Source organism: Priestia veravalensis, from assembly GCF_001457055.1.
In the GTDB taxonomy this organism is placed as follows: domain Bacteria; phylum Bacillota; class Bacilli; order Bacillales; family Bacillaceae_H; genus Priestia; species Priestia flexa.
Genome location: NZ_KQ758696.1, coordinates 1 through 17,675, shown reverse-complemented (window position 1 = coordinate 17,675; position 17,675 = coordinate 1). Strand labels below are relative to the sequence as shown.

At 36.7% G+C, this 17,675-nt stretch carries 21 protein-coding genes and 7 pseudogenes; 16 read left to right on the top strand and 12 right to left on the bottom strand.

Features of this window, described 5'->3' with window-relative positions; genetic code table 11:
* Nucleotides 1-182 (bottom strand): transposase (locus AS180_RS18365; RefSeq protein ID WP_139109229.1); only part of this gene is annotated, 182 nt, incomplete at its 3' end.
* A 66-nt stretch (nucleotides 183-248) separates the two neighbouring features.
* Between AS180_RS18365 and AS180_RS18360 the strand changes: the two are divergent.
* Nucleotides 249-1,130, top strand: a pseudogene (locus tag AS180_RS18360) (NAD(P)/FAD-dependent oxidoreductase); the annotation flags it as partial.
* 278 nt (nucleotides 1,131-1,408) lie between these two features.
* Here AS180_RS18360 and AS180_RS18355 read toward each other — a convergent pair.
* On the bottom strand, nucleotides 1,409-2,002 hold the full coding sequence (locus AS180_RS18355; protein WP_025911250.1) for a TetR/AcrR family transcriptional regulator: 594 nt from the start codon (nucleotides 2,000-2,002) through the stop codon (nucleotides 1,409-1,411).
* A 167-nt stretch (nucleotides 2,003-2,169) separates the two neighbouring features.
* Between AS180_RS18355 and AS180_RS18350 the strand changes: the two genes are divergently transcribed.
* Nucleotides 2,170-3,165, top strand: a complete 996-nt coding sequence (locus AS180_RS18350; RefSeq protein WP_062687272.1) for an NADPH:quinone oxidoreductase family protein — start codon at nucleotides 2,170-2,172, stop codon at nucleotides 3,163-3,165.
* Nucleotides 3,166-3,383: 218 nt separating this feature from the next.
* On the opposite strand, the gene AS180_RS23935 is transcribed toward AS180_RS18350, so the two are convergent.
* Both AS180_RS23935 and AS180_RS18345 read right to left on the bottom strand, forming a co-directional pair.
* Nucleotides 3,384-3,518, bottom strand: coding sequence for a hypothetical protein (locus AS180_RS23935; RefSeq protein ID WP_258954141.1), 135 nt, complete (start codon nucleotides 3,516-3,518; stop codon nucleotides 3,384-3,386).
* Between the two features lie 150 nt (nucleotides 3,519-3,668).
* Nucleotides 3,669-4,253, bottom strand: a pseudogene (locus AS180_RS18345) (Tn3 family transposase); the annotation flags it as partial.
* 345 nt (nucleotides 4,254-4,598) lie between these two features.
* Between AS180_RS18345 and AS180_RS18340 the strand changes: the two are divergent.
* The 4 genes from AS180_RS18340 to AS180_RS18325 all read left to right on the top strand — a co-directional run bounded on the left by AS180_RS18340 (nucleotide 4,599) and on the right by AS180_RS18325 (nucleotide 6,515).
* Nucleotides 4,599-5,159: a 3D domain-containing protein gene (locus AS180_RS18340; RefSeq protein ID WP_025911279.1), complete on the top strand. Its 561-nt coding sequence runs from the start codon at nucleotides 4,599-4,601 to the stop codon at nucleotides 5,157-5,159.
* A 195-nt stretch (nucleotides 5,160-5,354) separates the two neighbouring features.
* On the top strand, nucleotides 5,355-5,612 hold the full coding sequence (locus AS180_RS18335; protein ID WP_025911278.1) for a DUF1292 domain-containing protein: 258 nt from the start codon (nucleotides 5,355-5,357) through the stop codon (nucleotides 5,610-5,612).
* A gap of 106 nt (nucleotides 5,613-5,718) precedes the next feature.
* The gene (locus tag AS180_RS18330) at nucleotides 5,719-5,994 is read left to right on the top strand and encodes a hypothetical protein (RefSeq protein WP_025911277.1); all 276 of its coding nucleotides are present in this window, start codon (nucleotides 5,719-5,721) and stop codon (nucleotides 5,992-5,994) included.
* Nucleotides 5,995-6,113: 119 nt separating this feature from the next.
* Nucleotides 6,114-6,515 (top strand): phospholipase D-like domain-containing protein, encoded by a 402-nt coding sequence (locus tag AS180_RS18325; RefSeq protein WP_025911276.1) that lies wholly within the window; start codon nucleotides 6,114-6,116, stop codon nucleotides 6,513-6,515.
* 14 nt (nucleotides 6,516-6,529) lie between these two features.
* On the opposite strand, the gene AS180_RS18320 is transcribed toward AS180_RS18325, so the two are convergent.
* Nucleotides 6,530-7,264 (bottom strand): MurR/RpiR family transcriptional regulator, encoded by a 735-nt coding sequence (locus AS180_RS18320; protein WP_025911275.1) that lies wholly within the window; start codon nucleotides 7,262-7,264, stop codon nucleotides 6,530-6,532.
* Nucleotides 7,265-7,409: 145 nt separating this feature from the next.
* On the opposite strand from AS180_RS18320, the gene AS180_RS18315 reads away from it, so the two are divergent.
* Nucleotides 7,410-8,876, top strand: a complete 1,467-nt coding sequence (locus tag AS180_RS18315; RefSeq protein ID WP_025911273.1) for a glycoside hydrolase family 1 protein — start codon at nucleotides 7,410-7,412, stop codon at nucleotides 8,874-8,876.
* Nucleotides 8,877-8,915: 39 nt separating this feature from the next.
* On the opposite strand, the pseudogene AS180_RS21870 reads toward AS180_RS18315, so the two are convergent.
* Nucleotides 8,916-9,383: pseudogene (locus AS180_RS21870) on the bottom strand (manganese catalase family protein).
* Between the two features lie 103 nt (nucleotides 9,384-9,486).
* On the opposite strand from AS180_RS21870, the gene AS180_RS18305 reads away from it, so the two are divergent.
* The 4 genes from AS180_RS18305 to AS180_RS22825 all read left to right on the top strand — a co-directional run bounded on the left by AS180_RS18305 (nucleotide 9,487) and on the right by AS180_RS22825 (nucleotide 11,065).
* Entirely contained in the window at nucleotides 9,487-9,777 is a 291-nt protein-coding gene (locus AS180_RS18305) for a rhodanese-like domain-containing protein (RefSeq protein WP_062687271.1), read from the top strand.
* A 95-nt stretch (nucleotides 9,778-9,872) separates the two neighbouring features.
* On the top strand, nucleotides 9,873-10,253 hold the full coding sequence (locus AS180_RS18300; protein ID WP_035321257.1) for a YidH family protein: 381 nt from the start codon (nucleotides 9,873-9,875) through the stop codon (nucleotides 10,251-10,253).
* Nucleotides 10,254-10,622: 369 nt separating this feature from the next.
* Nucleotides 10,623-10,886: a hypothetical protein gene (locus tag AS180_RS18295; RefSeq protein ID WP_025911270.1), complete on the top strand. Its 264-nt coding sequence runs from the start codon at nucleotides 10,623-10,625 to the stop codon at nucleotides 10,884-10,886.
* Nucleotides 10,887-10,906: 20 nt separating this feature from the next.
* Nucleotides 10,907-11,065, top strand: a complete 159-nt coding sequence (locus AS180_RS22825) for a hypothetical protein (protein ID WP_156413509.1) — start codon at nucleotides 10,907-10,909, stop codon at nucleotides 11,063-11,065.
* A gap of 273 nt (nucleotides 11,066-11,338) precedes the next feature.
* Here the strand turns inward: AS180_RS22825 and AS180_RS23325 are convergent, their stop codons facing one another.
* The gene (locus AS180_RS23325) at nucleotides 11,339-11,656 is read right to left on the bottom strand and encodes a GNAT family N-acetyltransferase (RefSeq protein ID WP_064484055.1); all 318 of its coding nucleotides are present in this window, start codon (nucleotides 11,654-11,656) and stop codon (nucleotides 11,339-11,341) included.
* A 21-nt stretch (nucleotides 11,657-11,677) separates the two neighbouring features.
* A pseudogene (locus AS180_RS18290) lies at nucleotides 11,678-12,023 on the bottom strand (YunG family protein); the annotation flags it as partial.
* Between the two features lie 383 nt (nucleotides 12,024-12,406).
* Here AS180_RS18290 and AS180_RS18285 point away from each other — a divergent pair.
* The 3 genes from AS180_RS18285 to AS180_RS18275 all read left to right on the top strand — a co-directional run bounded on the left by AS180_RS18285 (nucleotide 12,407) and on the right by AS180_RS18275 (nucleotide 15,015).
* Complete coding sequence (locus AS180_RS18285; protein WP_025911269.1) at nucleotides 12,407-13,909, top strand: malate:quinone oxidoreductase; 1,503 nt, start codon at nucleotides 12,407-12,409, stop codon at nucleotides 13,907-13,909.
* Nucleotides 13,910-14,174: 265 nt separating this feature from the next.
* The gene (locus AS180_RS18280; RefSeq protein WP_025911268.1) at nucleotides 14,175-14,438 is read left to right on the top strand and encodes a hypothetical protein; all 264 of its coding nucleotides are present in this window, start codon (nucleotides 14,175-14,177) and stop codon (nucleotides 14,436-14,438) included.
* A gap of 328 nt (nucleotides 14,439-14,766) precedes the next feature.
* Entirely contained in the window at nucleotides 14,767-15,015 is a 249-nt protein-coding gene (locus AS180_RS18275; protein ID WP_061785127.1) for a hypothetical protein, read from the top strand.
* A 99-nt stretch (nucleotides 15,016-15,114) separates the two neighbouring features.
* On the opposite strand, the pseudogene AS180_RS23670 reads toward AS180_RS18275, so the two are convergent.
* Nucleotides 15,115-15,330, bottom strand: a pseudogene (locus tag AS180_RS23670) (antibiotic biosynthesis monooxygenase family protein); the annotation flags it as partial.
* Nucleotides 15,331-15,583: 253 nt separating this feature from the next.
* Here AS180_RS23670 and AS180_RS18270 point away from each other — a divergent pair.
* Both AS180_RS18270 and AS180_RS22820 read left to right on the top strand, forming a co-directional pair.
* Nucleotides 15,584-15,787, top strand: coding sequence for a cold-shock protein (locus AS180_RS18270; protein WP_025911266.1), 204 nt, complete (start codon nucleotides 15,584-15,586; stop codon nucleotides 15,785-15,787).
* Between the two features lie 66 nt (nucleotides 15,788-15,853).
* On the top strand, nucleotides 15,854-16,054 hold the full coding sequence (locus AS180_RS22820) for a hypothetical protein (protein WP_156413508.1): 201 nt from the start codon (nucleotides 15,854-15,856) through the stop codon (nucleotides 16,052-16,054).
* A 74-nt stretch (nucleotides 16,055-16,128) separates the two neighbouring features.
* Here AS180_RS22820 and AS180_RS24090 read toward each other — a convergent pair.
* The 3 genes and pseudogenes from AS180_RS24090 to AS180_RS18260 all read right to left on the bottom strand — a co-directional run.
* A pseudogene (locus tag AS180_RS24090) lies at nucleotides 16,129-16,374 on the bottom strand (immunity protein Imm33 domain-containing protein); the annotation flags it as partial.
* 2 nt (nucleotides 16,375-16,376) lie between these two features.
* A pseudogene (locus AS180_RS18265) lies at nucleotides 16,377-17,390 on the bottom strand (serine hydrolase); the annotation flags it as partial.
* Nucleotides 17,391-17,455: 65 nt separating this feature from the next.
* A partial coding sequence (locus AS180_RS18260) for a transposase domain-containing protein (RefSeq protein WP_139109228.1) occupies nucleotides 17,456-17,675 on the bottom strand: 220 nt, incomplete at its 5' end.

Below are 17,675 nucleotides of genomic sequence, written 5' to 3'. Positions count from 1 at the left end.
CTGAGGTTATCCTTTTCTTTGAAGGAACCAGAGGACTTACTTTGATTAATCCACTTATCAAGCGAAGATGGTGTTAACTCATATTCTCGAATGATGTCTTTACGAGGCTTTCCATTCTGATATAGCTGCACGATCTGTTGCTTAAATTCTTCGGTAAACGTTCGACGTACTTTTTTTGTCATGTAGATTCTCCTCATAACTGATTAGTATAGTTAATTCTACTTGACCTTAAAATTTCTGTCTAACTAAGTATAGCCGATCCAGGGGGACAATTAACAGCCTTATATCCAGAAAAGTATATTTATGATGTGGCTGGTTTTCCAAAAGTGCGAGCGCAAGACCTAATTAACGGGCTAAAGAAACAAATGGAGCCGTTTCAACCTACCATTTGTTTAGAAGAAACTGTTGAACAAGTCGACAAACAGGTAGATGGAATCTTTAAACTGCAAACTAATCGAAGTATTCATTATACAAAAACAATTATTATTACAGCCGGAAATGGCGCGTTTCAACCACGTAAATTAGAATTAGAGAAGGCTGAAGCATTTGAAGCATCTAACCTTCACTACTTTGTTGAAGATATGAATCAATTCGCAGGAAAAAGAGTGATCCTGTTTGGAGGAGGAGATTCAGCTGTAGATTGGGCACTCATGTTAGAACCAATTGCTGAAAAAGTAACTCTAGTTCATCGTCGAGATAAATTTCGCGCCCATGAACACAGTATTGAACAATTAATAAATTCTTCAGTCGAAGTGAAAACTCCCTATGTTCCAAATGAAATCAATGGAGATGAAATCATTACTCAAATGGTAGTCGAACATACCAAAGAAGGAACAAAAGAAACCATTGAAGTCGATGATGTTATTGTCAATTATGGATTTATTTCTTCTTTAGGTCCCATTAAAACATGGAATCTTGAGGTAAAGAAGAATGCTATTGTGGTGAATTCAAAACAAGAAACAAATATCCCAGGAATTTATGCAGCTGGAGATATCTGTACTTATGATGGAAAAGTCAAACTAATTGTAGCCGGTTTTGGAGAAGGGCCTACGGCAGTCAACAACGCCAAAGCATATATGGACCCTAGGACAAAAGTTCAGCCTATGCATAGTACGTCCCTCTTTGACTAAGAAAGATGCTTATTTGAGGAAACAAGGACATAACGTAATGCAAATCAGTGATAGTAGCCTTGTAAATCGTATGCTTCAAGTTCTAAAAAGAGTGAAAATAAGGTTGAATTAAAAAGGGAGAAGGGTAAAAACCTTCTTTTTTTACTATATAGTTATCTATGGTTTTTGGTAATGATATGTATTAACATGACAGTCATGTTATTCAGCAAACGGGCCAAATAGTGGAATAAATGGTTTAAAGAAAAACACCATATTCGGTTGCTTTTATCAAACTGCTTTCATTTTTTAAAATTTAGGATCTGGAGAATTGATTCGTAACATACAGTTCGATAATAATTATGTAAGCTGTCATCATCCCTCATTAACCACTGAATTAAGCTACCATCAATCATACACCGAATACTAATGGCAGATTGCTCGATATTATCTACTTTAAACACATTCTCTTCGATTCCCAGTGTGATAATATTTTTACCGATAGACCAACAGTTTTTGTAGAATTGTTGGTTAATTTCTTTATACCGATTATTATTTTTCACCTGTGCTAAAAAGTCTAAGTATACACGATAGAAAGTTTTATTTTCTTTAGGACTGATGAAGACCTGATTTATATATGCTTCTAGCTTTTCAATTGCTGTTTCCTTTTCATCAATAGATTTAGCTTCTTTTTCATAAATTCTTGTCGTAATCCATTCAAATAAGTGAGCAAATACATCTGCTTTATTTTCAAAATAATAGTTTGTTACTCCTTTACTTACCTCTGCATAATCTGCAATATCCTGCAATGTCACAGATTCATAACCTTTTTCAGATGCAGCTTGAAAGGCAGCTTTTAATATTTGTTTGCGTCTTTGTTCAGCTTTTTTAACCATTCAATCGAACCTCCATTTGAAACCTAAGAATATTATACAAAATATTATCAACTTGTACGAGTGTTTTATACTGACCGGATAAAATATATTGACCAGTCAGTATAAAATGCATTACGATAAATTTAGATTTAAGATTAAATAACTAGTTTGAAAGGGGAAATCTTTAGATGCCAAAGGAATTTAGCGCTCTTGTCGTAAATAAAACGGAGGAAGATTTTTCAGTAAATATTGAATCATTATCTTTTAATGACTTACCAGATGGAGATGTGACGATACGAGTTCATTACTCAAGTGTAAATTATAAAGATGGTTTAGCAAGTATTCCAAACGGAAAGATTGTTCAAAAATACCCCTTTGTTCCTGGAATTGACCTTGCAGGAACGGTTACTTCATCAAACGATTCTCGCTATAAAGAGGGTGACAAGGTTATTGTGACAAGCTATGAGTTAGGTGTTTCTCATTATGGCGGATACAGTGAATATGCAAGAGTTCCGGGGGATTGGGTAGTACCTCTGCCAGATAATTTGACATTAAAAGAAGCAATGACCTTTGGGACTGCGGGCTTTACAGCAGCTCTTTCAATTCATCAATTAGAAAAAAATGGACTAACGCCAGAAAAAGGTCCTATTTTAGTAACTGGGGCAACTGGTGGCGTAGGGAGTATGGCAGTTTTAATGCTTGCCAAACGAAATTATCAGGTAACAGCAAGTACAGGAAAAGAATCCGAATATGATTACTTAAAGAAATTAGGAGCAAAAGAAGTTATTTCGCGTGAAGATGTTACACCAGAAAAAATTCGTCCTCTTGGAAAGCAGCGCTGGGCAGGTGCAGTTGACCCGGTAGGTGGTAAGACATTAGCATCTATTTTAAGCAACACTAAATATGGAGGATCCGTTGCTGTAAGTGGATTAACTGGAGGAGCAGAAGTGCCAACAACCGTTTTTCCTTTTATCCTTAGAGGTGTCAATTTATTAGGAATAGATTCGGTTTATTGTCCAAAAGATTTAAGAGAAACTTTATGGAAACGAATGGCAACTGACTTAAAGCCAGAAGGTTTAGGGACAATAATAAATGAAGTATCATTAAGAGAGTTACCTCAAACTTTAACTGACATCTTACAAGGAAAAGTAAGAGGCAGAACAGTTGTGAACATACTGGTTTAAAGTAAAACAACTTTTCAGTATCCTCTTGCAATAACAGTAGAATTTATTTTCTTATTCAATTAAAGGGTGCGATTGTTGATTAAAACTTAGATTTTTAAACGTTTATTTTTAAAGCATCCTTTATAAAAAAATTAACTACTTTAATATGAGTTTGGGACATAACAAAATGATGGCTTCTAAAAAACGAACACTAGCTGTTCCCATCTCTTTGATATGTCTCAACATGTTCGTTCCATTGCGCTACGGCCACTCGCTTTCCGCGGGGAGGAACCTGAGCTTCCTCGCTGCGCTGCGGGATCTCCGTTTTCCCTCTCTTTCGCCAGGAGTCGAGTGTCCCCTACGCTCCATTCCACCCTGTTTCCAACATTGTTTTCACAATCAACAAAAAACCTGAACGATTAAAAGTGAGAAACTCTCAATCGTTCAGGTTTATCATTGGCTGAATTACTTATGTCCCAGCCTCATATGAGTTTGAAGTATTTAAATTGATGGTTTTTGGTACCCTATGAGACTTTTAGATTGATTGGAATTCTTTTATTCATATTTAATTTAAATGTTCCATAAGGATTTACATGATTATAGAATAAAGGCGTTAATCCTCTAAAATCTTCAGGAGTCATTCTCTTTAACCAATACCGGTTGTTGTTATAAAGAGTCTCTTGAACCATTAAAGTATTGATGTAAACCAAGCAGTTTTGAAGTAATTGAAGTGATAATGCAGACACCTCTTGATCATCTATAGAATTAAATCTAATTTCACTGTTTTTTCCATAAAAAATGTAGCCGTTAACGGAGTTCCATTGCTCAACAGTATTTAATCCTTCATGAATTTCTCTACGAACTTCTTCAAAATGTAAATAATCACATAAGAAAATGGTTTTGATTGCCTTTCCCAATTCACATAAAGCTAGATAAGTTGGATGCTTCGTATCCCTTGTAAATCGCTTTAAAATAGCTTCTGCTGATGCTGTTCCTAATCGTAATGCCGTCGCAAACTTAATCATTTGCTCATACTGTTGACGGATGAGATCCCAATTAATAGGTCGGCTTAAAACAGGTTGCAAGTGGGTATACTCCTCATTCGTTCCAGCTTCTTTTTGTTTGGACATTATAATAGAAAGAACTGAACAAACCAAAGCTTATACGCAATCATCAGAGTGCTCAGCATAATACCTGAAAACGCAGCAACTTTGTTTACTTTTCCTAATAATCCTACAAGTCCTAATAAAACGGGGACTATTTGATTAAAAACGATATCATAATGTAATAAAAAAACTTTAAAATAAATTCTTAAGAGTCAATTTGACTAAGTTATATGACATAAAAGACACTATTTAGAAAAGTTGTAACAAAACTAATAACCCTTTGAAATAATTCTGTAATAAAACTATAGTATTCTTTATTTACCGAATTGGAAAAAGGGGAAAATTTTGATGAAAAAACTAATTATTACGTCAAGCTTAGTTCTATTATCATTGTTTGGAACAGCGACTGCAACATCTGCGGCGTCAACTACATATAAAGTAAAAAGTGGAGATACATTATATAAAATTGCTTCTGTACATAAAGTGTCGGTAAAAGACATCCAGTCATGGAATAACTTAAAATCAGCAACAATTCGTCCGAATCAAGTGTTAAAAGTAGCCAAGCCACAAGCGGCTAAAACGTCAGCTAAGCCAGCAGCAAAAGCGCCTGCTCCTGCTGCAAAAAAAGAATTTACGGTGACAGCTACGGCTTATACAGGAAGCTGCAAAGGATGCAGTGGCATTACCGCAACGGGCATCAATTTAAAGAAAAACCCTAACTTAAAAGTCATTTCTGTTGACCCAAAAGTAATCAAACTAGGTTCTAAAGTATGGGTAGAAGGCTACGGTACTGCAATTGCGGGTGATAAAGGTAGCGCAATTCGTGGCAACAAAATCGATGTATTTATTCCAAATCAAAAAGAAGCATTAAAATGGGGACGTAAAACGGTTAAAGTTCGCATTCTATAGTCTTTAAATCATTAGCTAAATGGTGTTCTGCTATGGTATACTAAAGTCACCATTTGCTTTATTGATTAATCTTTGTTTCTCATGGCCTACTTATTCCAAATAAGTAGGCTTTTTTGTGTTTTCTCTTTGAATGAAACAATGGATACAGGGTATACAAACAGTAAGGTCAAAATATTTTTAAAGGAGAGAATACGAATGGAAACAGTGAATACAGGTGAGATTTTTACCATTGTGGATGAAAATGAACAAGAACAGGATGTTGAAGTTTTAGGAAAGTTAACCGTAGACGGAGAAGAGTATGTTGCTGTTGCGTTTGTTGAAGAGCTATTGATTGAATCAGAAGAAGATATTGACGTCTTTTTCTTTCACATTGAACCAAACGGCGAATGGGCTAGCATTGAAGACGATGAAGAATTTGAACGCATTTCTACTTTATTTGAAAATACGCATTAAATCAACTACGGCAGTCGCTGTGTTTTTTGCTCCCTTATATTCCCGCTTATAAAACCACACTCACTCTCAAATTCTATACGTATCTACACGATATAAGAGGTAGGGCATGTTTAAGAAATTAATGGTTATTTTACTTTTGATTACCTGTTTTTTTCTGCTTTTTCAATGGGATGTAAAACAAGGATATAAAAAGTACACGAAGGCTCACCCATACAGGGAAACTACAGCGTATACCGGAAAGCTAACGATGTTTCCAGAAGGAAGCAAGCTATATACATCATTATTAACAGACATGAAACAAGCGGAAAGCTATATTTACCTTCAGTTTTTTATCTTTCGAGATGATCCAATCAGCATGAAGTTCATTGAATTACTAAAATAAAAAGCCAAACATGGCGTGGACGTCAAATTTTCGGTGGATCGCTTCGGTGGGAAAGACATTTCATCATCATTAATTAAAGAGATGGAAGAGAGTGCATTGAGTTTGCATTTAGTCGACCTTTGCAATTTCCTCACCTTTTTTATAGTTTAAATCACCGAAATCATCGAAAGCTCGTTGCAATTGACGGCCATACGTCTTATATTGGCGGATTTAATATTGGAGAAGAGTATTTAGGCAACAACGAAAAGTTAGGATATTGGCGTGATTATCACCTTCGAATTCAAGGGAACGGTACGTATGAAATCGAAAAGCAGTTTTTAAAAGATTGGGGAGAAGATACGGGCGCTACTAAAAACCCCCATTCTTTAAACAAAACGGCGTCTTCGAACAATCAATCAGCCTATCAGCTTGTTTTCGCAACGGGAGAAACGCTCGAAAATCAAGTGTTAGATATTGATGACATTCCTATCTGGGAAAAGTTATTAGTAAATACGCCTGAATGGATTTACTATTATTTTTAACAAGCCGACGCATATTACGTCAGCTTGTATACTTCTCTGGCCGTTGCTTCAAGTATGTACATGACAGGAAGCTGAGTAGTGATGTTAAGTGGAAGATTCGCGATTTCTCTACGCTCTTCCGTTGCGTAGTATGGAATGACAATATGCGATAGGTGCGCTAAGGTAGAGGATTTTGTGTTGGTAATGCTGATAATCTTGCTTCCTTCTTCCTTTAACCGCGTGACTTGATCCACCGTTTGCGGGGATTCTCCTGACACGGAGAGCGCAATGGTAATACTATTATCAAGTTGCTGAGCGTTAATGGGAAAGTAGGGGTCATTAATCGCAATTGAAAACTTTCCTAAGCTTGAAAAATAACGTGCTCCGTACTGCGCTAATATACCTGAACTTCCAAAGCCAACGAAGAGAACATGATTAGCTCTTACGACCTCATGGGCTGCTTCGGTAATAACTTCATCAAGATTTCCCTTTAATGTACGCTCCATAAATTCATACGCGAACTCTTTCATTCCTTTTACACTTTCTTCGCTTTCGCTTTCTAAATACAGCTTTAGCTTTACTTTAAATTCACTAAATCCGTCACAGCCTACTTTTCTACAAAAACGTAAAATTGTTGAGGTAGATACGTGAGTGGCGGTTGCCAAGTCTCGAATACGCATATAGATGACCTGTTCACCGTTGTTTAAAATATAATTGTAGATGTTATAATCTAAGTCATTAAACGTTGAAATAACTTCACTTGAAAACATAATTAATCTCCCTGTGTAACAGTATGTTTTTATTGTGTAACAAGTTTCATTATGAGAGACACGTGTCTAAATTGCAAAGAAACCTATTCTTTCACAGCAAAAATATATACAATTACACTACATTATAAAAGGATGGTGCTTAGATATGGCAAACGTAACATTAAAGTTCCCAGACAATTTCTTATGGGGAGGAGCAACGGCAGCGAATCAAATTGAAGGTGCATTTGATGAAGGTGGAAAAGGGTTATCTGTTGACGATGTGATTGAACGAATTAAGCCTGAAGACCGCAAGAAACTCCACCTGCCGTTCCCGACATCAAAAGAAGTTAAAGACGCATTAGCAGACGAAGAAAATCGCCATTTCCCTAAGCGATATGGCATTGACTTTTACCATCGATACAAAGAGGATATTGCGTTATTTAAAGAATTAGGTTTCAAAACGTTTCGCATTTCCATTGCGTGGACGCGTATTTTTCCAAACGGTGTGGAAGAAGAGCCTAACGAAGCTGGACTAGCTTATTACGATGACTTATTAGATGAATTAAGAAAAAATGATATTGAACCGATTGTAACGCTGTCTCATTATGAAATGCCTCTACACTTATCTCTTGAATACGGAGGCTGGAAAAATCGCGTGGTAGTTGACCATTTTACACGCTATGCTAGAACTGTATTAGAACGATATAAAGGTAAGGTGAAGTATTGGATTACGTTTAATGAAATTAACTCCATTTTAATGAGCCCTTTCATTAGCGGAGGCATGCTGCGAGACAAGGTTGAAGAAGGAAAGCTGTTAGAAGCAACGTTCCAAGCAGCACACCACCAGCTTGTAGCAAGTGCAAAAGCGGTAGAAGCATGCCATGAAATAAATCCAGAGGCTCAAATTGGCTGCATGGTACTCGGGATGATTAATTACCCAGACAGTCCGCACCCAGAAGACGTACACGCAGCGCTAACTGATCAGCGCAAGACGTTTTTCTTCACTGATGTTCAAGCGCGCGGTCATTATCCAGCATACATGAACCGTTTCTTCAAAGAACATGATATCGAGCTTGATATCCATCCGGAAGACGAACATACTTTAAAGAACAATCTTGTAGACTTTGTTTCGCTTAGTTACTATATGTCAACGGTGTCAGCAAGATCAGAAACAGCTGGTGAACAAGCGGTAGGTAATATTTTAACTAATTTAAAAAATCCGTACCTAGAAGCATCAGATTGGGGATGGCAGATTGATCCTGTTGGCTTGCGCACCCTGCTCAATATGTTTTATGAGCGCTATGAAAAGCCGTTGTTTATTGTGGAGAACGGACTTGGTGCATTTGATAAAGTCGAAGAAGACGGCAGTATTCATGATGACTATCGCATCGATTACTTGAAAAAACATATTGAACAAATGAAAGAAGCTATTGCTGATGGGGTAGAGCTCATTGGCTACACGGCTTGGGGGCCAATTGACTTAGTCAGCTTTTCCACGTCCGAAATGTCAAAGCGCTACGGATTCATTTATGTGGACCTTGACGACGAAGGAAACGGTACGCTAAATCGTTCGAAAAAAGATAGCTTTTATTGGTATCAGCGCGTGATTGGAAGTAATGGAGAAGAGCTTTAAGTAGGAAAGAGGCTGGGGCTTGTCCCAGCCTCTTTTAATTTAATTCGTTTTTGGCGTTCCGTGAATATAACCTGGAGCTGGCTTAAGAATAGGAGCTTGTCCAGTTGCTTTTGGTTCTTCAATATATGAAAACTCTCCTTGTCCATCAATGGAAGGACCACTTGCCCATCTACCTTCTTTACTTAAGGATATCCAGTACTATCATTAGGACTAGCTCCTAAACCATTAACAATTGCATGCTGTGGATTCATTCCACCCATAATACTTTTAATAACAGGGTCTTGAGCTGCTTGTTCTTGTTCTTCTACTTTCTTCTGTGCCGATATCTAGAAGCATATCTCTATACTTTTGCTCTCCTCGACAATTCCAACCTTGAAATAAATACTGCATCATAACAGAAATTTCTCCGTATTGTCCGCCTAATACTTCTTGAAGCTTCTTTGCATAAACGGGATCTGGTTGAGTAGGTTTTGCTTTATATTGAAGTTCTTTTACGTGGAAAAACATCATATCACTCCTTAGCTGATATGTACACTACGTTAGGGTGTTCAAACAAGTAAGGAATATACATCTTTTATAGGAAAGGAAATACCTCAAACTTAAACGTATAATGAAACATAATGAAAATTCAACAGCAACCTTAAAACAAGAACTAAACGATCGCAATAAACAATATATTGATGTTCGTACACCGGGAGAGTTTCGAGGGAATAAAATTCGAGGATTTACGAATATTCCTCTTCAACAGCTTGACCAAAATACAAGCAGCTTATTAAAAGACAAAGAAGTTATTGTTATTTGTCAAAGCGGGATGAGAAGTAAAGCAGCATGCAAGCTTCTTGAAAAGAAAGGCTTCAATCACATTACAAATGTTAAAGGCGGAATGAATGCTTGGAATTAATATGAATCAGGAAATAGAAAACGATAAAATGAATTTAATAAACAAGCCCAAGAAAAACTAAAGCTACTAGGATAATCAAACGGAGGAGGGATGAGATGAGTAATCAAGATATAAAAGCTAAAGAAACAACGAAAGATTCAAAGTATATTCAGCAGCATCTCGCGAATGAACGAACGTTTCTAGCTTGGCTTCGAACGGCTATTTCAATTATTGGTGTGGGTTTTTTAGTAACAAATCTACACTTTACAATGCGAGCTACACTATCTCCGCTTGGTGATCAACTTGCAACAATCATTGGCATTTTATCTGTAGGAGTAGGAATTGTTACGATTATTGTTTCAGCTGTGGCATATGTGAGAAAGATTGAAGCCATTAACAGTCAGACATTCCGCCCAGCCGTCATCAGCATGGTACTTCTCGGTGTATTTGTCATTATTATTTCGCTTATTTTTGGCACTTATTTCTTTATCATTTAAGAGCTTTCACAGCGTAGTATGATTAACTGTTCAAGGGCAATCATCCGATCAGCTTCAGCAGTTTATATGGGGTGTTATCATTGGCTTGCCTGCGACTATCGTCATGCTTGCTGGTGTCTTCATCGCATTGAAACATCACCTTCCGCTTATAGCTGCTATAGCAATAGGTATCATGTGCTGGCTAGTATGTTTAAGTTTACAAAAGGGAATTGAACTACTTATCACAGTAAGATGATATGGTTCAATCGAATCATACTGTGCATGAGAAACTTATGCTAAGATTGTAAAATACTAAATGATAAGCCATTATATAGAAAAAATGGATAGTAGAAGTGGAAAAGCAAATGATTGTGAGGTGACAGCACCATAATGAAAGCTCTTTATAATAGTTTTGCAAATTTGTTTGTTCTCTTAGGTGGATGCTTTTTAATAAGCCCGCTGTTATTATATCGCTTTATTCACAGTGATTATGACCGGTATATCTGGGTTATTAATGGTCCTTATCCGTTTAGTCATTTAGGAAGCGACCCCTTTCAAATACTGGCAGGAGTTTTATTTCTTAGCATAACGGTTCTTTTTCTAGTTACGGGTTTATTATTTCGAATCAGCGTAAAAAACGTTGAGTTAGACTGACGAAAAGCGGAGGAGAAAAGATGAAAGATATTATTGCAGAATTAGAGAGAATGAAAAAAGATATTTCGGAGCGTTTCGATAGTTTAAAAACAGATATCGAGCAGGATTTAGGCGGAATTGATAAACAGATTGAGTCATTGGAAAAGTTGCAAACATCACCTAAAAAGCAAAGCGAATAACATATACATAATCAGTAAGCGAGTATTACCAAAAAGGACGATAATGTTTATCTTCCTTTTTGGTTTGTTAACACGTAGTAAAAAAGAAACACGGGTGCTAGCCTGTGAGAAGATGAAGAACGTTATTCCTCATCTTCAAAAACAATCATCACTCCAACAATCTCTTTTAATCAATTATATTTTACTTTTACCTCATACATTCCGTCACCATAACCAGATTTCGAGATTGCGCCGTTTGAAACTACCCCCCCTTGCTCATTTGAAATGTCTACATCATCTAAATAATTTAACAGACGGATCAAATAAGCTAATCGCGTAGCGGGCACGGTTGTCGTATTCATTCATCATAAGTCTGGCTTGACCAACGAAGCGACCGTTATATTCCACGCACCATTCAAGTTTGTTTTTACGAATAGCTTCGACAAATTTTAATGTACGCTCTCTTGTTTTGGGCTGAATATCTGAAGGGGTACCACCATACATTCGGACGAGCTCTGGATGCGTTTCTACTTGAAGGTAATCATCAACGTCACGGTCAATCGGTTGACGAAGCAGTACTGTGTCACCTTGGATAATAGGAGCATGATTCAATATTTTCACCTTATCTATATGGAAGATTTTTTCAACCTGCTGTTTTAGATAGGTATATTGCTGAGGGTTTGTATCTTGAAAAGCTTCACTGCGACTTGGAAGGGATATGCTGATACGTTATAGGTTTATAAAACTGCGAAGCGGTTAGGTCGTAGTATTCATCATTAATCCAATTGTAGAAGTGACAACCTTCAGCAGCGGGTGTTTTTACAATATCTCCTCCAAACAAGTCGTGGATTACTAAAGATGTGACCCCACACTGACCTTTGGCTGGATTTTCTTTCGTCCATTTTGAGCTAGAGTGGAGCGACCATGCCCTTGTGAATACGCTAAATAGGGAGGCGATATCAATATTTAATTCATTCATACAAAACCTCTGTTGTTAATATTTTCTATATTCTACCTTATTATGTAGGATATTGCTAGATAAAGACAAAATCTAGTGAATAAAATGAACAAAATGCACATAAAAGACGTTTTACTTATTAAAATGTTTGGAAAAAGATGCTACAGTTGTAGTATGATATTATTATCAACACTCTATTTAAAAGTGATTTCGGTGTTTTAGATGCGAAATTTTTTTACTTTTTCATCACTTTTGAATAGTTTCTAATCATCATACAATTAGACTGTGATATAGTTATAGTAGTGACAAAAAAGATAGGTTCCTACATCGCATCTCGGTTTAGCTAATTAAGAAGGGGAACATCTACATCTTTTTTGAAAATTTAGGGGATGGGGAAGGTTATCATGAGCAACGTACAGACAAAAACAGACGTTATCTTAATAGGCGCCGGCATTATGAGCGCGACTTTAGGGTCGTTACTCAAAGAGCTGGCACCTGAGTGGGAAATTAAAGTATTTGAGTCACTGACAGACGCGGGAGAAGAAAGTTCAAACGAATGGAATAATGCAGGAACGGGGCACTCTGCATTATGTGAGCTTAACTACACATCTGAAAAAGCAGATGGATCTATCGATATTACAAAGGCAGTAAATATTAATGAACAGTTTCAGCTATCAAGGCAGTTCTGGTCTTATCTCGTAAATAGTAACTTAATTGGTAATCCTAAAGACTTTATCATGCCGATTCCACATATGAGCCTAGTACAAGGTGACCAAAATGTTTCCTTTCTGAAGAAGCGTTTTGAAGCGCTTTCAAAGAATCCGCTATTTAAAGGAATGGAATTTTCAGATGACCCAAACAAGTTAAAAGATTGGGTGCCACTTATTATGAATGGTCGTAAGGTAACTGAACCAATCGCGGCAACTAAAATTGATGAGGGGACAGACGTCAATTTTGGTTCTTTAACGCGCATGCTATTTGATCATTTGAAAACAAAAAACGTAGAGCTTAACTATCGACATAGCGTAAAAAACATTAAACGTACAAGCGATGGACTTTGGGAGCTTAAAGTTCAAAACTTAAATACGGGTTTAACTGAATACCATCAAGCTAAGTTCGTCTTTATTGGAGCTGGTGGAGGGAGCTTACCGCTTTTACAAAAAACAGGTATTCCTGAGTCAAAGCGTATCGGTGGATTCCCAGTAAGTGGACTCTTCATGGTCTGTAACAACCCGGAGGTTATCGAGCAGCATCATGGAAAAGTGTATGGAAAAGCAAAAGTGGGTGCACCACCGATGTCAGTACCTCACTTAGACACGCGTTATATTGGAAACAAAAAAGCGCTGCTGTTTGGACCATTTGCCGGGTTCTCACCAAAATTCTTAAAAACAGGTTCGAATTTAGATCTTATTGGCTCAGTGAAGCCAAACAATATTTTAACAATGCTTGCTGCTGGGGTTAAAGAAATGGCCCTTACAAAATACTTAATTCAACAGGTTATGTTGTCTAATGAAAAGCGTGTGGAAGAGCTTCGTGAATTTATTCCAGATGCAAAAGGAGAAGACTGGGATATTGTTGTAGCTGGTCAGCGCGTACAGGTTATTAAAGACACGGAAGCTGGCGGAAGAGGAACGCTTCAATTTGGTACAGAAGTTGTAAGCTCTTCAGACGGAACGGTAGCTGCGCTTCTAGGTGCATCACCTGGAGCTTCAACCGCTGTTCACGTCATGCTTGAAGTATTAGAAAAATGCTTCCCAGATCAAATGAACGCTTGGGAGTCAAAAATTAAAGAAATGATTCCATCATACGGCATGTCGCTTTCTGACAATCCGGCGTTTTTCGAGAAGATTTATGCTTCAACTTCGCATACGCTTGGCTTGAGTGAGAAGGAATCGGTTTATAATTGAGAGAATACTATAGTTAGAAAAGAACCCATTACCTTGTTTCAGGTGATGGGTTTTTCATAAAAAAAGGCCGAAAAACTTTCTTTTATACATATTTCTGTTATATCATTTCGTGATTATTTATTGAGATAATAAGACTTTTGGTTTATAATGGAATTAACCATTAAAAGATTGAATTTTCTGAAATATATTCCGATTCTAAAAACGGAATTTTCAATCTCAACGATGAAAAACTAAAAACACACTAAAATTTTGAGGAGGGGCTTTTATGGAATGGAAGTATTGGAAAGTCGTATTACGCTATGGTCATGTAGGAAAACGAAAAGATGTGACGGTTGCACGCTATCTCGTAACGCCTTCTCATTATAATTTAGTCATGGTGATGGACATTGGAAAAGAAATGCCTGGCGTAAAAAGTGAGGGAGTTGTTCGATTAACGGAAGTCGGGTTAGAAGAGTACCTGGCTGGCAAGAGAGCAGAAACGGAAAACTTTTACTTACAGCAGCTTTTTAATTACGAGCTGAGAGCATAGAAAAACTTTCATTAAGAAGCACCACTTAATTTATTTCTTCTACTACCTTCATCTTCTACCATGCAAGCTGAGCTGTTAACTGTTCCACAACTAGCCTTCAACAAAAACAGTATTCATTGTGTTCCAACACAGAAACAAGAATAGCTGAAAGATATAAATAGCTAGCGGTTCTTTTTCGGATGTAAGTAGATTCAAGTGTTGATCCGCCTAACCATTAAACTCTCGGTAAGACCTAAGACGTAGTTGAAATTGATTCTCCAGCAGCTGTTTGAACATTTAATGCTTCTCTATACTTAAGTACATACAAAAAATAGTTGGAGAAGAGAGTATGACTGAAACCATAATAAACCTTGTAGAAGAGTGGGGAATCTGGGGTGTCCTTCTTTCCTTGTTTATTGAAGGGAGTGCATTCCCCTTTATTGGAACATTTTTTATCGTAACGGTAGGCTTTATTTTAGATTTGTCTTGGTTTGGAATCGGTGGGATTTCTCTATTAGGAAGCTTCTTATATGCTGTAGGTAGTTATCTTCCTTATAGAACAACATGCATTTATTTTCAATGTCTAAAAAGGTTTTAAAATAGCTTAAAAACCTCCTGTTGCTTTGTCAGGAGGTTTCTTTTTATACACCCTTAGTCAATATAACGAGCTTTTTATCGATACTAATCAAATAATTAACTACATCTCAAAAAAACTATGTCTCTCAACTTTGCAAACTCTAAAAGAAAAATTTTTATACCGTTCTGTTTTGCCTTTATTCTGTGCTACTCTATGAGCTGAGTTTTCTTTCCAAGTTTTTATTGACTCTAAAGAACCTCAATATGAAACTGTGATCCCTAAGTCTTTATCTCTGGTGCTTTCTATCCCTAAAAATCCTTGCTGGTTAGAGCTAATTCTTTAGTTAATCAGTTTTGTTTAGAGATGAAAATGACAAGATATCATCTTTTAGCGAATGTCATAGGGCTCTTTCTTCTTTTCTGCATTTGCTATAGTAACTTTTATATGATAAAATTAAGTTAATTATTTTTGTTCGGTATAGAATCAAGAGAAAAGAAATCTGTTCCATCGAAATTTCAATCTTAAGATAGTATGGTTGGACAAGGGTAGTAATACATATGTGGATTATTCCACAGCAGGAGGCAATATTATGGAACAAGGTACAGTAAAATGGTTTAATGCAGAGAAAGGTTTTGGCTTTATCGAAGTTGAAGGCGGCGAAGATGTATTCGTACATTTCAGCTCAATTCAAGGCGAAGGCTTCAAATCTTTAGACGAAGGTCAAAAAGTAACGTTTGACATCGAACAAGGTCCACGTGGTGCACAAGCTGCTAACGTTAACAAAGTAGCATAATTAAATTAAGTAAAAAAGACTCCACCTCGGAGTCTTTTTTACTTATTAATTCAAATAAACAACTTTATGATTTTAATAGAAGAAAGGGGAACGGTTATGGCTGAGAAAATGTTTAAGGATGGAGAAACCGTAAGCATAAAAGCATCAAACGAATCCGTGACAATTTTAAAAGGGCAGTATGTGAAAAACATGAAAAGATACTCTTATATCGTAGATAAATATCCAAGTACTTTTTTCTTTGAAGAAGAGTTAATAAAACAGAAATAAAAGCGGGCTTTATAAAAAGTTAACATAGACAATACGAACAGTAAAAAGGAGTGGAAACCGCTCCTTTTTAGTTTTTTATAAAAACGAACTTCATTATTTCTTTCATATACGCATAAGGGTGGTTGTTGGATAAAGTCCAAAATGGAATCATCGACATTCAAAATAACTCCGATAGAAACAATTTGAAAGTTTTCAGAGTCACTTAGATAATCGTCGTCTTCATATCCTCTCAATATAGACCAACCTGAGTCACTCTCATCATGTGGTTCATCCCTAAGCATAAAGTTGAACTTCTGTTTTTCTAGTACATCATCACTTAATTTTATGACGTTGTATCCGTATCGTCGAGTTTAGTAAATACAATTGGTTTTGCACTTAGCATTGGTGATAAGTTTAATTTTAACTGCGATAGCTTTCCTTCGGTTTCCATTTCATATGCAATTAATAAATTCATTTCTGAATAAGAAATATCCCACTTTACGGTGAACATATTGTAATGATGATGTTTCATCTCCGTATGAAGGGATCCCCATTTTAAATGTAACAGGTCATTTTGTATATCAACTTCAATTTTCCCATATGCAGGGTGCTCAAATATTCCTGTATACTCTTTTAATTCATGTGTAGGGCTTGTTTCTTTTACTTGTGGAAAAGGTTTATCTAACTCTTTCATTATTTCTTTAAACTTAGCTGTATCTTCCGCAGATCTTTTATGCCAGTCGATTGCATCTAGCTCCAGAATCTCATCATAAATTTGATTTGCAAGGTAAGTTGGGAGTAGAGTCGTTCCAGCGTTTGTCAGAATAACAAGGCCGATATTTTCTTCTGGTATAAAAGAGACGAGTGCTGAAAACCCATCAATGTTCCCCCCGTGATGAATGACTTTGTAACCGCGATACGCACTAATAAACCACCCAAGTCCGTAGCAAGTGAGCGCTGTTTCAGACGTAGATAGCAGCGGATCATCAGGAATTGGAATATGCGGTTCATACATTTGCTGCAGTAAATTTGGTGTAATAAGTTCATGCTCTCCAGCTTTTCCTTGATTTAAATGAAATAAAATCCACTTAGCCATATCTTCTATCGTTGAGTTTATGCATCCCGCAGCACCAACTGTATCAATGTTACGCAACGGAATTTTAACGGTATCTTTATCTTTTTCAATGTATGGAAGTGCGTGGTTATCATTTTCTTGTGAAGTAGTAACTGAGAAATTTGTATTTTCCATATGAAGAGGTTGCAAAATATGCTCACTTACATACTGCTCCCATGTTTGGTTCGTGATTTTTTCTACCATATAGCTCATAGTTAGTAAGCCCGAAATAAAAAACAGCGTACCTTCATGGTACGCATGATAAATAGCCGTATTTTTATGATTTTTTATCAAAAATACGGCCTCATCTATCTTCTATTACATGTTGCTTGAATCATTTTAGACCAAGGCATGTATTGATCTAGAATTTCAGGATTTTGATGGATGCCGATATTCGGTAGATCCGTCAAAAGTTTCTTTATATATTCATAGAAATCAATGCCATTACTTTTTGCAGTTTCTGCGATACTCAAACAGATGGCATTCGCTTTTGCACCGTCTTCACTAACACTAAAGAGCCAATTTTTT

Excerpts from the sequence above, each read along its gene's own strand:
- AS180_RS18355 (WP_025911250.1), bottom strand. The coding sequence starts at position 2,002 with ATGGTTAAAAAAGCTGAACAAAGACGCAAACAAATATTAAAAGCTGCC.
- AS180_RS18350 (WP_062687272.1), top strand. The coding sequence starts at position 2,170 with ATGCCAAAGGAATTTAGCGCTCTTGTCGTAAATAAAACGGAGGAAGAT.
- AS180_RS18340 (WP_025911279.1), top strand. The coding sequence starts at position 4,599 with ATGAAAAAACTAATTATTACGTCAAGCTTAGTTCTATTATCATTGTTT.
- AS180_RS18335 (WP_025911278.1), top strand. The coding sequence starts at position 5,355 with ATGGAAACAGTGAATACAGGTGAGATTTTTACCATTGTGGATGAAAAT.
- AS180_RS18330 (WP_025911277.1), top strand. The coding sequence starts at position 5,719 with ATGTTTAAGAAATTAATGGTTATTTTACTTTTGATTACCTGTTTTTTT.
- AS180_RS18320 (WP_025911275.1), bottom strand. The coding sequence starts at position 7,264 with ATGTTTTCAAGTGAAGTTATTTCAACGTTTAATGACTTAGATTATAAC.
- AS180_RS18315 (WP_025911273.1), top strand. The coding sequence starts at position 7,410 with ATGGCAAACGTAACATTAAAGTTCCCAGACAATTTCTTATGGGGAGGA.
- AS180_RS18305 (WP_062687271.1), top strand. The coding sequence starts at position 9,487 with ATGAAACATAATGAAAATTCAACAGCAACCTTAAAACAAGAACTAAAC.
- AS180_RS18300 (WP_035321257.1), top strand. The coding sequence starts at position 9,873 with ATGAGTAATCAAGATATAAAAGCTAAAGAAACAACGAAAGATTCAAAG.
- AS180_RS18295 (WP_025911270.1), top strand. The coding sequence starts at position 10,623 with ATGAAAGCTCTTTATAATAGTTTTGCAAATTTGTTTGTTCTCTTAGGT.
- AS180_RS22825 (WP_156413509.1), top strand. The coding sequence starts at position 10,907 with ATGAAAGATATTATTGCAGAATTAGAGAGAATGAAAAAAGATATTTCG.
- AS180_RS18285 (WP_025911269.1), top strand. The coding sequence starts at position 12,407 with ATGAGCAACGTACAGACAAAAACAGACGTTATCTTAATAGGCGCCGGC.
- AS180_RS18280 (WP_025911268.1), top strand. The coding sequence starts at position 14,175 with ATGGAATGGAAGTATTGGAAAGTCGTATTACGCTATGGTCATGTAGGA.
- AS180_RS18275 (WP_061785127.1), top strand. The coding sequence starts at position 14,767 with ATGACTGAAACCATAATAAACCTTGTAGAAGAGTGGGGAATCTGGGGT.
- AS180_RS18270 (WP_025911266.1), top strand. The coding sequence starts at position 15,584 with ATGGAACAAGGTACAGTAAAATGGTTTAATGCAGAGAAAGGTTTTGGC.
- AS180_RS22820 (WP_156413508.1), top strand. The coding sequence starts at position 15,854 with ATGATTTTAATAGAAGAAAGGGGAACGGTTATGGCTGAGAAAATGTTT.